This window comes from Pseudomonas sp. B16(2017), from assembly GCF_002113205.1.
GTDB classification, from domain to species: Bacteria; Pseudomonadota; Gammaproteobacteria; order Pseudomonadales; family Pseudomonadaceae; genus Aquipseudomonas; species Aquipseudomonas pharyngis.
In genome coordinates, this window is the sequence record NZ_NEKA01000002.1 from 124,144 (window position 1) to 139,028 (window position 14,885).

18 protein-coding genes are annotated in these 14,885 nt (G+C 62.8%); 10 read left to right on the forward strand and 8 right to left on the reverse strand.

Going from position 1 to position 14,885, the window contains the following annotated elements; genetic code table 11:
* The first annotated feature begins 18 nt into the window (after window positions 1-18).
* From urtE to CAG25_RS03325, 8 genes are all read left to right on the forward strand, one after another.
* A complete protein-coding gene (gene urtE, locus CAG25_RS03290; protein WP_039766753.1) occupies window positions 19-717 on the forward strand; it encodes an urea ABC transporter ATP-binding subunit UrtE in 699 nt (232 codons plus the stop codon).
* 43 nt (window positions 718-760) lie between these two features.
* Window positions 761-1,600, forward strand: a complete 840-nt coding sequence (locus tag CAG25_RS03295) for an urease accessory protein UreD (RefSeq protein WP_085611032.1) — start codon at window positions 761-763, stop codon at window positions 1,598-1,600.
* A 33-nt stretch (window positions 1,601-1,633) separates the two neighbouring features.
* Window positions 1,634-1,936: an urease subunit gamma gene (ureA, locus tag CAG25_RS03300; protein WP_039766748.1), complete on the forward strand. Its 303-nt coding sequence runs from the start codon at window positions 1,634-1,636 to the stop codon at window positions 1,934-1,936.
* Between the two features lie 9 nt (window positions 1,937-1,945).
* Window positions 1,946-2,479: a GNAT family N-acetyltransferase gene (locus CAG25_RS03305; RefSeq protein WP_007950603.1), complete on the forward strand. Its 534-nt coding sequence runs from the start codon at window positions 1,946-1,948 to the stop codon at window positions 2,477-2,479.
* Window positions 2,480-2,484: 5 nt separating this feature from the next.
* Complete coding sequence (locus tag CAG25_RS03310; protein ID WP_085611033.1) at window positions 2,485-3,018, forward strand: GNAT family N-acetyltransferase; 534 nt, start codon at window positions 2,485-2,487, stop codon at window positions 3,016-3,018.
* Window positions 3,018-3,323: an urease subunit beta gene (locus tag CAG25_RS03315; protein ID WP_085611034.1), complete on the forward strand. Its 306-nt coding sequence runs from the start codon at window positions 3,018-3,020 to the stop codon at window positions 3,321-3,323. The genes CAG25_RS03310 and CAG25_RS03315 overlap by 1 nt, the downstream gene beginning before the upstream one ends.
* Before the next feature lie 149 nt (window positions 3,324-3,472).
* Window positions 3,473-5,173, forward strand: coding sequence for an urease subunit alpha (gene ureC, locus CAG25_RS03320; RefSeq protein ID WP_085611035.1), 1,701 nt, complete (start codon window positions 3,473-3,475; stop codon window positions 5,171-5,173).
* A 156-nt stretch (window positions 5,174-5,329) separates the two neighbouring features.
* On the forward strand, window positions 5,330-6,457 hold the full coding sequence (locus CAG25_RS03325) for a sensor histidine kinase (RefSeq protein WP_085611036.1): 1,128 nt from the start codon (window positions 5,330-5,332) through the stop codon (window positions 6,455-6,457).
* Between the two features lie 4 nt (window positions 6,458-6,461).
* On the opposite strand, the gene CAG25_RS03330 is transcribed toward CAG25_RS03325, so the two are convergent.
* On the reverse strand, window positions 6,462-6,767 hold the full coding sequence (locus tag CAG25_RS03330) for a chaperone modulator CbpM (protein ID WP_039766735.1): 306 nt from the start codon (window positions 6,765-6,767) through the stop codon (window positions 6,462-6,464).
* A 23-nt stretch (window positions 6,768-6,790) separates the two neighbouring features.
* Complete coding sequence (locus tag CAG25_RS03335) at window positions 6,791-7,741, reverse strand: DnaJ C-terminal domain-containing protein (RefSeq protein WP_064600657.1); 951 nt, start codon at window positions 7,739-7,741, stop codon at window positions 6,791-6,793.
* Between the two features lie 292 nt (window positions 7,742-8,033).
* On the opposite strand from CAG25_RS03335, the gene CAG25_RS03340 reads away from it, so the two are divergent.
* Window positions 8,034-9,308: an Hsp70 family protein gene (locus tag CAG25_RS03340; protein WP_085611037.1), complete on the forward strand. Its 1,275-nt coding sequence runs from the start codon at window positions 8,034-8,036 to the stop codon at window positions 9,306-9,308.
* Window positions 9,309-9,421: 113 nt separating this feature from the next.
* On the opposite strand, the gene CAG25_RS03345 is transcribed toward CAG25_RS03340, so the two are convergent.
* The 3 genes from CAG25_RS03345 to CAG25_RS03355 all read right to left on the reverse strand — a co-directional run bounded on the left by CAG25_RS03345 (window position 9,422) and on the right by CAG25_RS03355 (window position 11,828).
* On the reverse strand, window positions 9,422-10,435 hold the full coding sequence (locus tag CAG25_RS03345; RefSeq protein WP_064593159.1) for an AI-2E family transporter: 1,014 nt from the start codon (window positions 10,433-10,435) through the stop codon (window positions 9,422-9,424).
* A 229-nt stretch (window positions 10,436-10,664) separates the two neighbouring features.
* The gene (locus tag CAG25_RS03350) at window positions 10,665-10,970 is read right to left on the reverse strand and encodes a PsiF family protein (RefSeq protein ID WP_085611038.1); all 306 of its coding nucleotides are present in this window, start codon (window positions 10,968-10,970) and stop codon (window positions 10,665-10,667) included.
* Between the two features lie 63 nt (window positions 10,971-11,033).
* Window positions 11,034-11,828: a helix-turn-helix transcriptional regulator gene (locus CAG25_RS03355; protein WP_085611039.1), complete on the reverse strand. Its 795-nt coding sequence runs from the start codon at window positions 11,826-11,828 to the stop codon at window positions 11,034-11,036.
* Between the two features lie 98 nt (window positions 11,829-11,926).
* On the opposite strand from CAG25_RS03355, the gene CAG25_RS03360 reads away from it, so the two are divergent.
* Window positions 11,927-12,814 (forward strand): DMT family transporter, encoded by an 888-nt coding sequence (locus tag CAG25_RS03360; RefSeq protein ID WP_085611040.1) that lies wholly within the window; start codon window positions 11,927-11,929, stop codon window positions 12,812-12,814.
* A 120-nt stretch (window positions 12,815-12,934) separates the two neighbouring features.
* Here CAG25_RS03360 and CAG25_RS03365 read toward each other — a convergent pair whose 3' ends face one another.
* The 3 genes from CAG25_RS03365 to CAG25_RS03375 all read right to left on the reverse strand — a co-directional run bounded on the left by CAG25_RS03365 (window position 12,935) and on the right by CAG25_RS03375 (window position 14,861).
* Window positions 12,935-13,825 (reverse strand): triacylglycerol lipase, encoded by an 891-nt coding sequence (locus CAG25_RS03365; protein WP_085611041.1) that lies wholly within the window; start codon window positions 13,823-13,825, stop codon window positions 12,935-12,937.
* 91 nt (window positions 13,826-13,916) lie between these two features.
* On the reverse strand, window positions 13,917-14,222 hold the full coding sequence (locus CAG25_RS03370) for a multidrug efflux SMR transporter (protein WP_011332220.1): 306 nt from the start codon (window positions 14,220-14,222) through the stop codon (window positions 13,917-13,919).
* A complete protein-coding gene (locus CAG25_RS03375) occupies window positions 14,223-14,861 on the reverse strand; it encodes an FMN-dependent NADH-azoreductase (RefSeq protein WP_085611042.1) in 639 nt (212 codons plus the stop codon).
* Window positions 14,862-14,885 lie beyond the last annotated feature (24 nt).

The window sequence follows — 14,885 nt, forward strand, 5'->3', positions numbered from 1 at the left end:
TTTGAGGAGAACTTGAACATGCTGCAAGTCGACAAGCTGCACCAGTACTACGGCGGTAGCCACATCCTGCGTGGCCTGAGCTTCGACGTGAAGGTCGGCGAAGTGACCTGCCTGCTCGGGCGTAACGGTGTGGGCAAGACCACGTTGCTCAAATGCCTGATGGGCCTGTTGCCGGCCAAGGAAGGCGCGGTGAACTGGGAAGGCCAACCGATCACCACGTTCAAGCCGCATCAACGGGTGCATGCGGGGATCGCCTACGTGCCGCAGGGCCGGGAGATTTTCGGCCGGCTGACCGTGGAAGAGAACCTGCTGATGGGCCTGTCGCGCTTTCCCGGCAGCGAAGCCAAAGAGGTTCCGGCGTTCATCTACGAGCTGTTCCCGGTGCTGCTGCAAATGAAACAGCGGCGCGGCGGCGATCTGTCCGGCGGTCAGCAACAGCAGCTTGCGATTGGCCGCGCACTGGCCAGCCGTCCGCGTCTGCTGATCCTCGACGAGCCCACCGAAGGCATCCAGCCGTCGGTAATCAAGGAAATCGGCGCGGTGATCAAAAAACTCGCCGCCCGTGGCGACATGGCGATTCTGCTGGTGGAGCAGTTCTACGATTTCGCCGCCGAACTGGCCGATCAGTACCTGGTGATGTCCCGGGGCGAGATCGTGCAGCAGGGCCGTGGCGAAAATATGGAAGCCGAAGGCGTACGCGGGCTGGTGACTATTTGAGGTTACGGTCTAATCTGTAGCGTCCTAACGATAATCAGAAAACATGAACTTACCTGTTGCGACTGCCCTGTTTACCCCGAGCTGGCACGCCGAGCTGGAGCTGGCGTACGCCCGCTTCGGCGATTGCACGCGGCCGACCCGACGCCGGCACCTCGGCCCGTTGCGGGTGCAAAAGCATCTGTACGCCGAAGGCCCAGAGGTCTGTCAGCACATCATCGTCCACCCGCCGGGCGGGATTGCCGGCGGCGACCGGCTCGACATCAGCGCCCGCGTCGAACAAGACGCCTGGGCGCAAATCACCAGCCCCGGCGCGGCCAAGTGGTATCGCGCGGCCGGCCCCGCCTATCAGTCGCTGAACCTGCTTGTCGCTGATGGCGCGACACTGGAATGGCTGCCCCAGGAAACCATCGTCTACAGCGCCGCCCAGGCGGAACTCACGACTTCGATTGAGCTTAAAGGCGATGCGCGACTGTTTTACTGGGACGTGGTGGCGCTGGGTCGTCCGGCCAGTGGCGAGCGCTTTGACCTCGGGCATTTCCAGGCGCATCTGGATATTCGCCGTGATGGGCGGTTGTTGTGGCATGAGCGCCAGCGCATCGTTGGCGATGACGGCTTGCTCGATTCGCCGATTGGTCTCGATGGCAGTCCGGTGTTTGCGACGTTGCTGGTGACCGGCGAAATCGATGCCGAACTGCTGGAGCGCTGCCGCTCGCTGGGGCATGAAGTGCGAGGGGATCTGACGCAGTTGCCCGGTCTGTTGGTCGCACGTTGCCTGGCCAGTGAAGCGTTGCTGGCGCGAGCCTGGCTGATCGATCTGTGGCGTTTGCTCAGACCTGCGCTGCTCGGCCGCGAAGCCCTGCCCCCCCGAATCTGGAACACCTGATTTTCTTCAACTGCCGACAATGGATTTCAAACGATGGACCTGACCCCACGCGAAAAAGACAAGCTGCTGATCTTCACCGCCGGCCTCGTGGCCGAGCGGCGACTGGCCCGTGGCGTGAAGCTCAACTACCCGGAAGCCATGGCCTACATCTCGGCGGCGCTGCTCGAAGGCGCCCGTGACGGCCAGACCGTGGCCGAGCTGATGCACTACGGCACCACCCTGTTGACCCGCGATCAGGTGATGGAAGGCATCCCGGAAATGATCCCGGAGATCCAGGTCGAAGCGACGTTTCCCGACGGCACCAAACTGGTCACCGTCCATCAACCGATCGTCTGAGGCCGCGCCATGACCTACACCATCCGCGATGCCCTGCACGCCGACCTGCCGGCGATCCGCGACATCTACAACGACGCCGTGCTCAACACCACGGCGATCTGGAATGAATCCGCCGTCGACCTCGGCAACCGTCAGGCGTGGTTCAGCGCACGTCAGGCCCAAGGCTATCCGATCCTGGTGATCGTCGACGCCGACAACACCACCCTCGGCTACGCTTCGTTCGGTGACTGGCGACCGTTCGACGGTTTCCGCCACACCGTCGAGCACTCGGTCTACGTGCGCAGCGACCAGCGCGGCAACGGTCTCGGCCCGCAACTGATGACCGCACTGATCGAACGCGCGAAAACCTGCGACAAACACGTCATGGTCGCCGCCATCGAGAGCGGCAACGCCGCATCGATCCGCCTGCACGAGCGCGCCGGTTTCATCACCACCGGGCAGATGCCGCAAGTCGGCACCAAGTTCGGCCGCTGGCTCGACCTGACTTTCATGCAACTGACCCTCAATCCTGGCGCGGAGCCGCCGCCCGCCCACAAGGAGTGACACCGATGAACCCCGCCCAACTGCGACGCGTCAATGCTGAAAGTTTTGCGCACTATCGTCAGGGCCTGATCGACCTGCTGCTCGACGCCGTGGGGTATGGCGCCAGCGTCGGTTTCATGGCCGACCTCGATGCCACTCAGGCACGCGCCTATTTCGACGACGTGCAGGACAACCTGAACAAGAGCAACGTGTTGCTGTGGGTGGTGGTCAAGGACGAACAGGTGCAGGCCAGCGTCCAGTTGAGCCTGTGCCAGAAGGCCAACGGCCTGAACCGCGCCGAGGTGCAGAAATTGCTGGTGCGTGAACACGCCCGGCGGCGCGGCCTCGGCCAGCAGTTGATGCAAGCGCTGGAACAGACCGCGCGTCAGTACAAGCGCGGCATGCTTTACCTCGACACCGAGGCCGGCTCCCCCGCCGAAGATTTCTACAAGGCCCTGGGTTACACCCGCGCCGGGGAAATCCCCGACTACGCCTGCGACCCGAACGGCACCTATCGCCCGACGGCCCTCTATTACAAAGTCCTGCAAGGAGCGAACTGATGATTCCCGGCGAATACCGGATCCAGCCCGGCGATATCGAACTCAATGTCGGTCGCCGCACCGTCAGCCTGAAAGTGGCGAACAGCGGCGACCGGCCGATCCAGGTCGGCTCGCACTACCATTTTTTCGAGACCAACGACGCCCTGACCTTCGACCGCGACGCCAGCCGTGGCATGCGCCTGAACATTCCGGCGGGCACCGCCGTGCGCTTCGAGCCGGGGCAGAGCCGCGAGGTGGAACTGGTGGATTACGCCGGGCACCGGCGGGTGTTCGGGTTTGCCGGGCGGGTCATGGGTGACCTCTGAATTTTGCGGTGCCGCCATCGCGAGCAGGCTCGCTCCCACATTAAACCGAGTTCCTCCAGCTGGAATCCGATCCTCTGTGGGAGCGAGCCTGCTCGCGAAAGTGAGCGCAGCGAACGATCTCAAAACCAATTGAATTCCAAGGCGAACACATGAAGATCTCGCGTCAAGCCTACGCCGACATGTTCGGCCCCACCGTCGGCGACAAGGTGCGCCTGGCCGACACCGAGCTGTGGATCGAAGTCGAACAGGACTTCACCACCTACGGCGAAGAAGTGAAATTCGGCGGCGGCAAAGTGATCCGTGACGGCCAGGGCCAGAGCCAGTTGCTGGCGGCCGAAGTGGTCGACACCGTCATCACCAATGCGCTGATCATCGACCACTGGGGCATCGTCAAGGCCGACGTCGGCCTCAAGGACGGGCGCATCGCCGCCATCGGCAAGGCCGGCAACCCGGACGTGCAGCCCGGCGTGACCATCGCCATCGGCGCCAGCAGCGAAGTGATCGCCGGCGAAGGCATGATCCTCACCGCCGGCGGCATCGACACCCACATCCACTTCATCTGCCCGCAGCAAATCGAAGAAGCGCTGATGAGCGGCGTCACCACCATGATCGGCGGCGGCACCGGTCCGGCCACCGGCACCAATGCCACGACCTGCACTTCGGGGCCGTGGCACCTGGCGCGGATGCTCCAGGCGGCGGACGCGTTCCCGATGAACATCGGCCTCACCGGCAAGGGCAACGCCAGCCTGCCGGAACCGCTGATCGAACAGGTCAAGGCCGGCGCCATCGGCCTCAAGCTGCACGAAGACTGGGGTACCACCCCGGCGAGCATCGACAACTGCCTGAGCGTCGCCGACCAGTACGACGTGCAGGTGGCGATCCACACCGACACCCTCAACGAGTCCGGTTTCGTCGAAACCACCCTCGGCGCGTTCAAGGGTCGCACCATTCACACTTACCACACCGAAGGGGCCGGTGGCGGCCACGCACCGGACATCATCAAGGCCTGCGGATTCGCCAACGTGCTGCCGAGCTCGACCAACCCGACCCGGCCGTTCACCCGCAACACCATCGACGAACACCTCGACATGCTGATGGTCTGCCACCACCTCGACCCGAGCATTGCCGAAGACGTGGCGTTCGCCGAGAGTCGCATCCGCCGCGAAACCATTGCCGCCGAAGACATCCTGCATGACCTCGGCGCGTTCTCGATGATCAGCTCCGACAGCCAGGCCATGGGCCGCGTCGGCGAAGTCATCACGCGCACCTGGCAGACCGCCGACAAGATGAAAAAGCAGCGCGGCCCGCTCGCGCAGGACGGCGAAGGCAACGACAACTTCCGCGCCAAACGCTACATCGCCAAGTACACGATCAACCCGGCGATTACCCATGGCATCAGCCATGAAGTGGGTTCGGTGGAAGTCGGCAAGTGGGCCGACCTGGTGCTCTGGCGCCCGGCGTTCTTCGGCGTGAAACCGACGCTGATCCTCAAGGGCGGCGCCATCGCCGCCAGCCTGATGGGCGACGCCAACGCCTCGATCCCGACCCCGCAACCGGTGCACTACCGCCCGATGTTCGCCAGCTACGGTGGCTCGCTGCACGCCACCAGCCTGACCTTCATCAGCCAGGCGGCGCAGGCGTCGGGACTGCCCGAAGCGTTGGGCCTGAAGAAGAAAATCGCGGTGGTCAGAGGTTGCCGCGAGGTGCAGAAAACCGACCTGATCCACAATGACTATCTGCCGAACATCGACGTCGATCCGCAGACCTATCAGGTCAAGGCCGACGGCGTGCTGCTCTGGTGTGAACCGGCCGAAACCCTGCCGATGGCGCAGCGTTACTTCCTGTTCTGACAGCCGACGCACGCAAAAAAGGCCCCGAGCACCTGCCTGACGCAGGGTCTCGGGGCCTTTTTCGTGGTGCTGGAAAACCACTGGGCAAAGGGTCGTGTATTTCTCGCCAAAGGGACTAATATTCGATTCGCTGTCGCCTTTTTTCAGGAACTGCCCATGCGTCTTTCCGAGTTCATCCTGGCCAATATCGACGCTATCGTCGATGAATGGGAACAGTTTGCCGCTACCATCACCCCGGCCGCCGACTATCTGGACTCCGCCGGTCTGCGCGATCACGCCAGCGCCATCCTGCGGGCCGCCGCCCGCGACATGAGCAAACCGCAAAGCCGCGACGAACAGGTCGCCAAGGCCAAGGGCGAAGGCCCCGAAAAGACCCCGAGTCTGGATGAAGCCGGCGCCAGCCATGGAGAACTTCGCCATACCGTCGGCTTTGACCTGGTGCAGATGACCTCGGAATTCCGCCACCTGCGCGCCTGTGTGATACGGCGCTGGGTCGACAGTCTGGAATCGCCGGACATGGCGTACTTCCAGGACATGATCCGCTTCAACGAAGCCATCGACGAAGCCCTGGCCGAATCGACCGCCGCCTACGCCGAGCAGGTCAACCGCTCACGCGACATTTTCCTCGCCATTCTCGGCCATGACCTGCGCGCGCCCCTGCAAGCGGTGAGCATGTCCACCGAGTTGCTGATGCGCAAAACCACGCTGCAAGGCGATGCTCTGACTTGCGCGCTGAACATCAAAACAGGCGCGCGACACATGGGGGCCATGGTCAGCGACCTCTTGGAGCTGGTACGCAGCCGCCTGGGCAGAAGCCTGCCGATCGAACCCGCGCCGATGGACCTGGCCGACGCGGCGCGAGCGGCCATCGCCGAGGCCTGCGCCGGCAATCCACAATGCGACCCGACCCTGAAAGCCGAGGGCGATACCCGTGGTGTCTGGGATGCCGGACGGATCGATCAACTGCTGCAGAATCTGATCGGTAATGCCTTGCAGCATGGCTCGAACCGGCAGGAGATCCTGGTGACGCTGCGGGGCGACGCTGCAAGCGTGCACCTGAGCGTGCACAACCACGGCGTGCCGATCCCTGAGGAAGCCATCGGCACCCTTTTCGATCCATTGGTGCGCAGTGCCGACGAAGAACTCGGACAGCCGTCGACCAGCCTCGGTCTGGGCCTGTTCATCGTCAAGGAAGTGGTGACCGCACACGGCGGGACGATCGAAGTCAGTTCAAGCGCAGCCGACGGTACGCTGTTCAGCGTGACGCTGCCCAGACGGGTATGAAACGCTACTCGACCACCAGCCGCGCCAGACGCTGACGGAGCATGCGGTTCTCGGATCGCAACTCCTGCACTTCTTCCAGCAGGTCCAGCGCCAGCGCGACACCTTCCCATTCCAGCTCCAGGTCGCGCCGCAGCTTGGCGGCGCGTTTGGCCAGGGCCAGTTCGTAATCGGTGAAGCGCCATTCCCTGGGCTGCGCGCCCTGAGGTTCGAGGATGCCGTGTTCGACGATTTCGATCACGTAGACGTCCGACAGGTCGGCCGCCTCACAGAATTCTGCCATGTCCAGTTGAACGATCAGGGGGCTGCTCATGATGGGCTACTCCGTCGTCAGTATCAGAAGTTCTCGCGCGGATTGAAGGCGGCCTTCTTCGCCAGTTCCTGCCACAGCGCCTTGACGTCATCGCCGTTGGCTTTGGGCATCACGGCCTTGAGCTGGACGAACAGATAACCGCGCTCGCCCGCCTTGTTCTGCAGACCGTGGCCCTTGGCACGCATGCGCTGGCCGTTCTGGCTGCCGGCCGGAACCTTGAGGTTGATCTTGCCGGTCAGGGTCGGCACGGCCACTTCGGCGCCCAGCGCCAGCTCCCAGGGAGCGAGCGGCAAGGTGATGATCAGGTTTTCGCCTTCAACGTCGAATTTCGGGTGCGGCGCGAAACGGATGGTCAGGTACAGATCGCCATTGGCGCCGCCACCGATGCCCGGTGCGCCCTGGCCCTTGAGGCGGATGCGCTCGCCGTCGGCCACGCCGGCCGGGATCTTCACGTTCAGGCTCTTGCTGGTGTTGCTGACATGCTGGCCCGAACCGTTGTATTGCGGGACCTGGAAGCTGATCTTTTTCGATTCGTTCGAAAGCGTCTCTTCCAGAAAGATCGGCAGTTCCAGTTCCACGTCTTGCCCTCGCCGTCCGGCGCTGCGGGATTGCCGGCCAGCGCCGCCACCGAAACCGGGGCCGCGATTGCCGAAGATCGAACTGAAGAAGTCCGAGAAGTCACCGGTGTCGCCACCGCCGCCACCAAAGCCGCCACGGCTCTGCCAGCCCGGCGGGCCCTGAAACGGCTGACCGTGCTGGCCATAACGACGCAGTTCGTCGTATTCGGCGCGCTTGTCGGCGCTTTTCAGCGCTTCATAGGCTTCCGAGGCGTCCTTGAACTTGGCCTCGGCGTCCTTTTCCTTGCTGACATCGGGGTGGTATTTGCGCGCCAGCTTGCGATAGGCAGCCTTGATCGCCTTGTCGTCAGCCGTCGGCTCCACGCCGAGTATCTTGTAATAGTCTTTGAAGTCCATCGAAGGAATCACCATCCGTTATCGATTTCGCGCCGATGCCAGCATGCGCCGATTCGCACGTGCCGGGTTGACCGATCTCAAGGTTGTGACCGGGTGGCGCAGCAGAAGTTTATCGGCAGTGGACGGCGGTTCTTGCGACCGCCGGTATGTCTGCCGGCCCATGCCAGCAAGTTTGGGGCAAAGCGCCGAGTTTCAAGCAAGCTTAGTCGTGAAATAGCAGATGACCGGCCTTCGAATCTGTCGCGCACTGACATACACTGCGCGGCCGTTTTTTGACCGGAACCGAAAGACCATGAAAGACGCCTCTCCAGCCCGTGCCTGCGGCATCGACTTCGGCACGTCCAACTCCACCGTCGGCTGGCTGCGCCCCGGCATGGAAACGATGATCGCGCTGGAAGACGACAAGATCACCCTGCCGTCGGTGGTCTTTTTCAACATCGAAGAGCGCCGTCCGGTTTACGGCCGTCTGGCGCTGCACGAATACCTGGAAGGCTACGAAGGCCGGCTAATGCGCTCGCTCAAGAGCCTGCTCGGTTCCAAGCTGATCAAGCACGACACCAGCGTCCTCGGCACCGCGATGCCGTTCAAGGACTTGCTCGGGCTGTTCATCGGCCAGCTCAAGAGCCGCGCTGAAGCGACCGCCGGTCGTGAGTTCGAGCAAGTGGTGCTGGGCCGTCCGGTGTTCTTCGTCGACGACGATCCGCTGGCCGACCAGGAAGCCGAGGACACCTTGGTGGAAGTGGCACGCAAGCTCGGTTTCAAGGACGTGTCGTTCCAGTACGAGCCGATTGCCGCGGCCTTCGACTACGAGTCGACCATCGAAAAGGAAGAGCTGGTCCTGATCGTCGACATCGGCGGTGGTACCTCGGACTTCTCGCTGGTGCGGCTGTCGCCCGAGCGTCGTGGTGTGGATAACCGCCACGACGACATCCTCGCCACCGGCGGCGTGCACATCGGCGGGACCGATTTCGACAAACAGCTGAGCCTGCAAGGCCTGATGCCGCTGTTCGGCTACGGCAGCCGCATGAAAAGCGGCGCGTTCATGCCGACCAGCCACCACATGAACCTGGCGACCTGGCACACCATCAACTCGGTGTACTCGCAGAAATCGACCCTGGCCCTGGGCAGCATGCGCTACGACATCGAGGACACCGGCGGCATCGACCGTCTGTTCAAGCTGATCGAACAGCGCGCCGGGCACTGGCTGGCGATGGAAGTGGAAGAAACCAAAATCCACCTGACCCACAACGACAGCCGTCATGTGCCGCTGGATCGCATCGAGTCGGGCCTGAGCGTGGAACTGACCCGGGCATTGTTCGAGTCGGCCATCGAGTCGCAGCTCGAGCGCGTGCGCGCCAGCGTCACCCGGTTGCTGGCCGACGCCAATGTGGCGGTGGGTCAGGTCGATACGGTGTTCTTCACCGGCGGTTCCAGCGGCATCCCGGCACTGCGCAACAGCATCTCGGCGATGCTGCCGAACGCGCGGCATGTGGAAGGGAACATCTTTGGCAGCATTGGTAGCGGTCTGGCGATTGAAGCCATGAAACGTTACGGCTCGGTGAACTGATCCAAAAGCGGCGGTGCGCCCTTCGCGAGCAAGCCCGCTCCCACAGGTTCAGTGTGATCCTGTGGGAGCGGGCTTGCTCGCGAAAGGGCCAGTTCAGACGCTGGAAGTCTGGATCAAACCATCCCGCCCAGCTTCAACTCACTCTTCAGATACGCGTAATAAATCGGCCCCGCCACCACCCCCGGCAGGCCGAACGCGGCCTCGAACACCAGCATTGCCAGCAGCAACTCCCAGGACTTGGCACTGATCTGCCCGCCGACGATGCGCGCGTTGAGAAAGTATTCGAGCTTGTGGATAAAGATCAGGTAGCCCAGCGCCGCAATCGCCACCCAGATCGACAGCGACAGGCCGACGATGGTAATCAGCGTGTTCGACATCAGATTGCCGATCACCGGTAGCAGGCCGAGCAGGAAGGTCAACACGATCAGGGTCTTGGTCAGCGGCAGCTTGATCCCGAACAGCGGCAGGATCACGGCCAGGAAGATCCCGGTGAAGAAGGTGTTGAGCAGGGAAATCTTGATCTGTGCGAACACGATGTTGCGAAACGCCTGAACCAGCAGGTGCAGACGGTCGAACAGGGCGGCCGCCAGCGGCTTGCGCTTGGTGACGTCCGGCACGCGCTGCAAGGCGATGATCGCGCCGAGCACCATGCCGATCAGCAGCGTCACGAACATGTGCGCCGCGTCTTTGCCCACCAGTTGCAGTTCGGACAAATGCTTGCTCGCCCATTCACCGATGGCCACCCGGAACTCGGCGGCACTGGCCGGCAGGTAGCTATCGATAAACGGCGGCAGTTGCCCGCGGGCGCGATCAACCACACCCATGAATTTGTCGAGGGAAGCGCCGGGGTTTTCCGCCTCGTGCAACAGGAAACTGATGGCCCCGGCAAAGATCAGCGCCAGCACACTCACCACCAGCGTGCCCAGCAGCGCCACCGCCAGCCAGCGCGCGCGACGGCCTTCGATCAGCCGTTGCAGTTGCGGGGTGAGCATGTTGACCAGTTCGAACACCAGCAACCCGGCCAGCAGACTGGGCAGCAAACGCAATGGCAACACCAGCAACAGACCGCCGAAAATGATGATGCAACTGACCCAGAACACAACATGACGCTCAGAAAACGTTGGCATACAGCCTCAAAACGAACGGCGTAAAAGGATTGGCAGTCTGCCAGCGATCCGAGAGGAGCACTAGGGATATGCGGGCAGCCCTTTCGGGCCTCATCGCTGGCAAGCCAGCTCCCACACGTTAAGTGTCGAACACAAATATTTTGAACAGCCTCACTCCCTGTGGGAGCGCGCTTGGTCCGGGCGGCGATCCGACGACGGGGCCAGCACACTCACCACGAAGCTGCGGGGTTTATTTTTTCTTCAGGCAATCACTCATGAAGGTCTTGCGCGCATCGCCGGTCAGCGCCTTGGTCTTGGCATCGGCATTGCAGGTTTTCATTTTCTGTTGCTGCGGGGTCAGGGCCTTGGCGTCGTTGGCCGCCGGGGCTGCCTTGAGGCAGGTGCTCATGAAGGCTTTGCGCTCGTCGCCCTTGAGGCTCTTGGCCGTGGCGTCGGCGTTGCAGGTGGTCATCTTGTTCTGTTGCGCCGTGGCGGCGAAACCCTGGGAGCACAGCAGCAGACCGATCATCAACAAAGGGACACGCAACATCTTCATGGAGTTTTCTCCTTGGCGCCGCCTCGATGGAGGTGGCCTCTGCTGGAGTGTAGTCAAAGCTTGTTACACCTTCCTGGCCTCAAGATGGCTGCGCCGATACTGCTCCGGGGTACATCCGGCCTGCCGGGCAAACATGGCGATGAAGGCCGAGCCGCTGCTGTAGCCGAGATCGAAGGCGATTTCCTGCACGCTGCGCGAACTCTCCAGCGCCTCGATGGCCGCGAGATAACGCAGCCGCTGACGCCATTCGCCGAAACTCATCCCCAGCTCCCGCACGAACTGCCGGGCCAGGGTGCGCTCGCTGACATGCACCTGCGCCGCCCAGTGCGCCAGCGGCTGGTTGTTGCCGGGCTCGGCCTGCAGGGTTTCAAGGATGGTCAGCAATCCGGGGCTGCTGGCGTAGGGCAGATAGCATTGATGAACCGGCGCCTGGCGCAATTGATCCACCAACACCTGGGCCAGGCGCTGGTCGGCTTCGAACGCGGGAATCTTCACATCGCGGGCGGCGAAGTCCTTGAGGATCGCCTTGAGAATGTCGCTGATCGCAAGAGTGCAGGCCTGCGCCGGCAAATCGGAACACACATCCGGCGCCAGGCACACCGCCCGATAGTTGACCGGCTGATGGCTGTAGAAACTGTGCTCGACCTGCGGCGGCACCCACACCGCGTACTGCGGCGGCGACATGAAACGGCTGCCGTCGACATCCATGTGCAGCACGCCGTGGGCTGCGTACTCCAGCGTGCCCCACGGATGGCGGTGCGGCGCGGCGTATTCGTGGGCGTTGAAGTCGGCATAGCGGAAATACACTGCCGACGGCAGTTCGCTGAAATCCAGCAGATCGATGTGTTTACTGTTCATGCTGTCCGGAATCAGGGGCGGGTTGTCCGGTTCGCAGTATAGGCCTGCATCCAGACAGGGGATAATCGCCGTTCATCAACGTACTGGTTTCTCCTCTCATGCAATACGCGTTTCCCCTGCTGGCGATTTTCATCTGGGCCGGCAACACCGTGATCAACAAGCTCGCGGTCGGTGCGATCTTTCCCGCCGAGATCGGCTTTTACCGCTGGCTGCTCGCCGGCCTGCTGTTTACCCCGTTCATGCTCAAGAAGGTGATCGCGCACTGGCCGCAGATTCGCCCGAACCTGGGCAAGATCTTCATCCTCGGCGTGCTCGGCATGGCGGTCTATCAGAGCCTGGCCTACTTCGCCGCGACCCTGACCAGCGCCACCAACATGGGCATCATCCTGTCGCTGATGCCGTTGATGTCGCTGGCCATGGCGATCATCAGCCTCGGCCAGCGCCTGACGGCCGGTGCGCTGGTCGGTGCGCTGCTGTCGTTCGCCGGTGTGCTGGTGGTGGTGTCGTCCGGCAGCCTCGGCGCATTGCTGCAACACGGGGTGAACCTGGGTGACGCGATGATGCTGGTCGCCACCCTCGCCTACGCGATCTACAGCACCCTGCTGAAAAAGTGGCAGCTGCGCCTGCCGCCGCTGGTGTTGCTGTATTTGCAGGTGCTGGTAGCGGTGGTGGTGCTGTTTCCGCTGTACGCCGTGTCGCCGAAAACCGGCCTGACCCTGCAGAACATTCCGCTGGTGCTGTATGCGTGCCTGCTGGCCTCGATGCTTGCGCCACTGGCGTGGATGCAGGCCGTGCAGCGTCTGGGCCCGAGCCGGACCACGCTGTTCTTCAACCTGCTGCCGCTGATCACGGCGCTGATTGCAGCACTGGTGCTGAAGGAGCAACTGGCGATGTACCACCTGGTCGGTGGCTTGCTGACCTTGGGCGGAGTGATTCTTTCCGAGCGCTGGACGACGGTGCTCGGCCGCAGACTCCGCGTCGCCTGATCGGGCGCCTTCGCTGGCAAGCCAGCTCCCACAGGGTTGGTGTCGAGCACAGATCTTGTGCACACCTGAATCACTGTGGGAGCGGGCTTGCTCGCGAAGAACGATAACTCGGTTTAACGGTTAAACCCCGGCGGCTTTCAACCGCGCGGCATGCTCGACGAACAGCCGCACCGGATCCGCGCCTTTGCCGACCAGGCCCAGCGACTGGTTGACGATGTCGAAGTGATCCATCGGGTAGTCATCGCCGATGACCGTGCCCAGGTGCGAGCTGTAGCGTCCGACCATGCCGTCGCACTGCCCCGGCTCGCGCACGAAGGTTTTGGCGAACAACCGGCAACTGCGGTTGGTGCCGTCGAACAGGTTGCCACCACGATCGGTCTTGCCCGGCTGCAAGGTGCCGGACCACGAGTAGTAGCGCACGCCGTTGACCTCTTCCGGCCCGTGCCCACCCCAGGTTTGCGGCAAGCCCTGTGGATAACGCTGGTTGAACAGCGCCACGCCTTCGGTGGTCAGCGAGTTGTGCGAGGCGTGGATATCCACCGGTAGTTTCGGCCCGTGATAGCCGGTTTCCAGCAGCGCCATCAGCCAGCCGACAAAGCGTAACAGCGCCTCAAGAATGCGCCCCTTGGCGCTGTCCGCCGGATAGTGTTTCGCCAGGTAGTCGGCCAGTTCCGAACCGTGATTGGGCCCGGCCACCGACGTCACCGAGGCCACCAGGTCCGGACGCTTGGCCGCCGCATAACGCGCCGTCAGCGACCCCTGGCTATGGCCGAAGAGATTGACCTTGGCCGCACCGGTCTCGCGCAGGATTTCATCGATGCGCGCCAGCAACTGCTCGCCGCGCACTTCGGTGGAGTTGAGCGGCGACACCTGCACCGCAATCACTGTCGCACCACCCCGGCGCAACGCTTTGATGATCCCGTACCAGTACGGGTACAGCACCAGACGGATGAAACCGAGCATTCCCGGCACCAGCACCAGTGGATAACGTGTGGCCGAATCTTGCGACATGGGCAAACATCCTTGTGGTCGGTGAGTGGATGCAAGGCGTGCAAAACGCCCGCCAAGCATCCTCCTCGATGATGACAACTCCACGACCAGCCTACTTCAGCCCCACCACCCCCGCCACAATCAGCCCCACCGACAGCAACTTCACCAGCGTCAGACTCTCGCCCAGCAGGGCGAAACCGAGAAACACCGTGCCGAGCGAACCGATGGCGGTCCAGATCGGATAGGCGATGCTCACCGGCAACTCGCGCATCGCCAGGGTCAGGAAGTACACCCCGCCCACCGCCGCGACCACAGTGATCAGCGATGGCCAGAGCCGGGTGAAACCTTCGGCGTACTTCATGCCCATGGCGAAAGTGACCTCAAACCCGGCCGCGATCAGCAGAAACAGCCAGGCCACCTAGAACTCCCGGGCCAGGTCGAGCAAGCGCTGCTCGGCCTCGGCCACCGACACCGCGCAGGTGCGCTCGGCGGATTCCTCACCCTCGGCGGCGACCACCGTGACGTCGTTGATGCCGATGAAACCCAATGCCGTGCGCAGCCATGGATCGGCATGGTTCAGCGCCTCCAGCTCGCCACCCGGGCCGAAACCGAAACCGCCGCGACTGGTGACGATCAGCGCCTTCTTGCCGTGCAACAACGGCGTGTACTGGGCGATGCCGTTGTCGAGGGTGTGATCAAACGTCAGGCCCAACCGGACGATCTGATCGACCCAGGCCTTGAGGCCGCTGGGCACGTTGAAGTTGTACATCGGCGTGGAAATCAGCAGCAGGTCGTGATCGAACAGCTCGCCCACCAGTTGATCGCTGAGCGCCAGATCGGCTTGCATCGTCAGCGGTCGAGCCTCGGGCTCCGGGTAAAACGCCGCCGCGACAAACGCCTCATTAACCGCCGGAATCACCGCCCGCCCGACTTCACGGCGGGTGACCTGAGCCTGTGGATGGCGGACTTGCCAGGCGCTGAGAAAGCTTTCTGCCAGACGCCGCGAATGAGAACGTTCACCGCGTGGGCTGGCATGGATTGCAAGAATCTTGCTCATCTGAATCTCCTTGAGGTCTAGACT

Coding starts and splice junctions, on each gene's coding strand:
- urtE (WP_039766753.1), top strand. CDS start 19: ATGCTGCAAGTCGACAAGCTGCACCAGTACTACGGCGGTAGCCACATC.
- CAG25_RS03295 (WP_085611032.1), top strand. CDS start 761: ATGAACTTACCTGTTGCGACTGCCCTGTTTACCCCGAGCTGGCACGCC.
- ureA (WP_039766748.1), top strand. CDS start 1,634: ATGGACCTGACCCCACGCGAAAAAGACAAGCTGCTGATCTTCACCGCC.
- CAG25_RS03305 (WP_007950603.1), top strand. CDS start 1,946: ATGACCTACACCATCCGCGATGCCCTGCACGCCGACCTGCCGGCGATC.
- CAG25_RS03310 (WP_085611033.1), top strand. CDS start 2,485: ATGAACCCCGCCCAACTGCGACGCGTCAATGCTGAAAGTTTTGCGCAC.
- CAG25_RS03315 (WP_085611034.1), top strand. CDS start 3,018: ATGATTCCCGGCGAATACCGGATCCAGCCCGGCGATATCGAACTCAAT.
- ureC (WP_085611035.1), top strand. CDS start 3,473: ATGAAGATCTCGCGTCAAGCCTACGCCGACATGTTCGGCCCCACCGTC.
- CAG25_RS03325 (WP_085611036.1), top strand. CDS start 5,330: ATGCGTCTTTCCGAGTTCATCCTGGCCAATATCGACGCTATCGTCGAT.
- CAG25_RS03330 (WP_039766735.1), bottom strand. CDS start 6,767: ATGAGCAGCCCCCTGATCGTTCAACTGGACATGGCAGAATTCTGTGAG.
- CAG25_RS03335 (WP_064600657.1), bottom strand. CDS start 7,741: ATGGACTTCAAAGACTATTACAAGATACTCGGCGTGGAGCCGACGGCT.
- CAG25_RS03340 (WP_085611037.1), top strand. CDS start 8,034: ATGAAAGACGCCTCTCCAGCCCGTGCCTGCGGCATCGACTTCGGCACG.
- CAG25_RS03345 (WP_064593159.1), bottom strand. CDS start 10,435: ATGCCAACGTTTTCTGAGCGTCATGTTGTGTTCTGGGTCAGTTGCATC.
- CAG25_RS03350 (WP_085611038.1), bottom strand. CDS start 10,970: ATGAAGATGTTGCGTGTCCCTTTGTTGATGATCGGTCTGCTGCTGTGC.
- CAG25_RS03355 (WP_085611039.1), bottom strand. CDS start 11,828: ATGAACAGTAAACACATCGATCTGCTGGATTTCAGCGAACTGCCGTCG.
- CAG25_RS03360 (WP_085611040.1), top strand. CDS start 11,927: ATGCAATACGCGTTTCCCCTGCTGGCGATTTTCATCTGGGCCGGCAAC.
- CAG25_RS03365 (WP_085611041.1), bottom strand. CDS start 13,825: ATGTCGCAAGATTCGGCCACACGTTATCCACTGGTGCTGGTGCCGGGA.
- CAG25_RS03375 (WP_085611042.1), bottom strand. CDS start 14,861: ATGAGCAAGATTCTTGCAATCCATGCCAGCCCACGCGGTGAACGTTCT.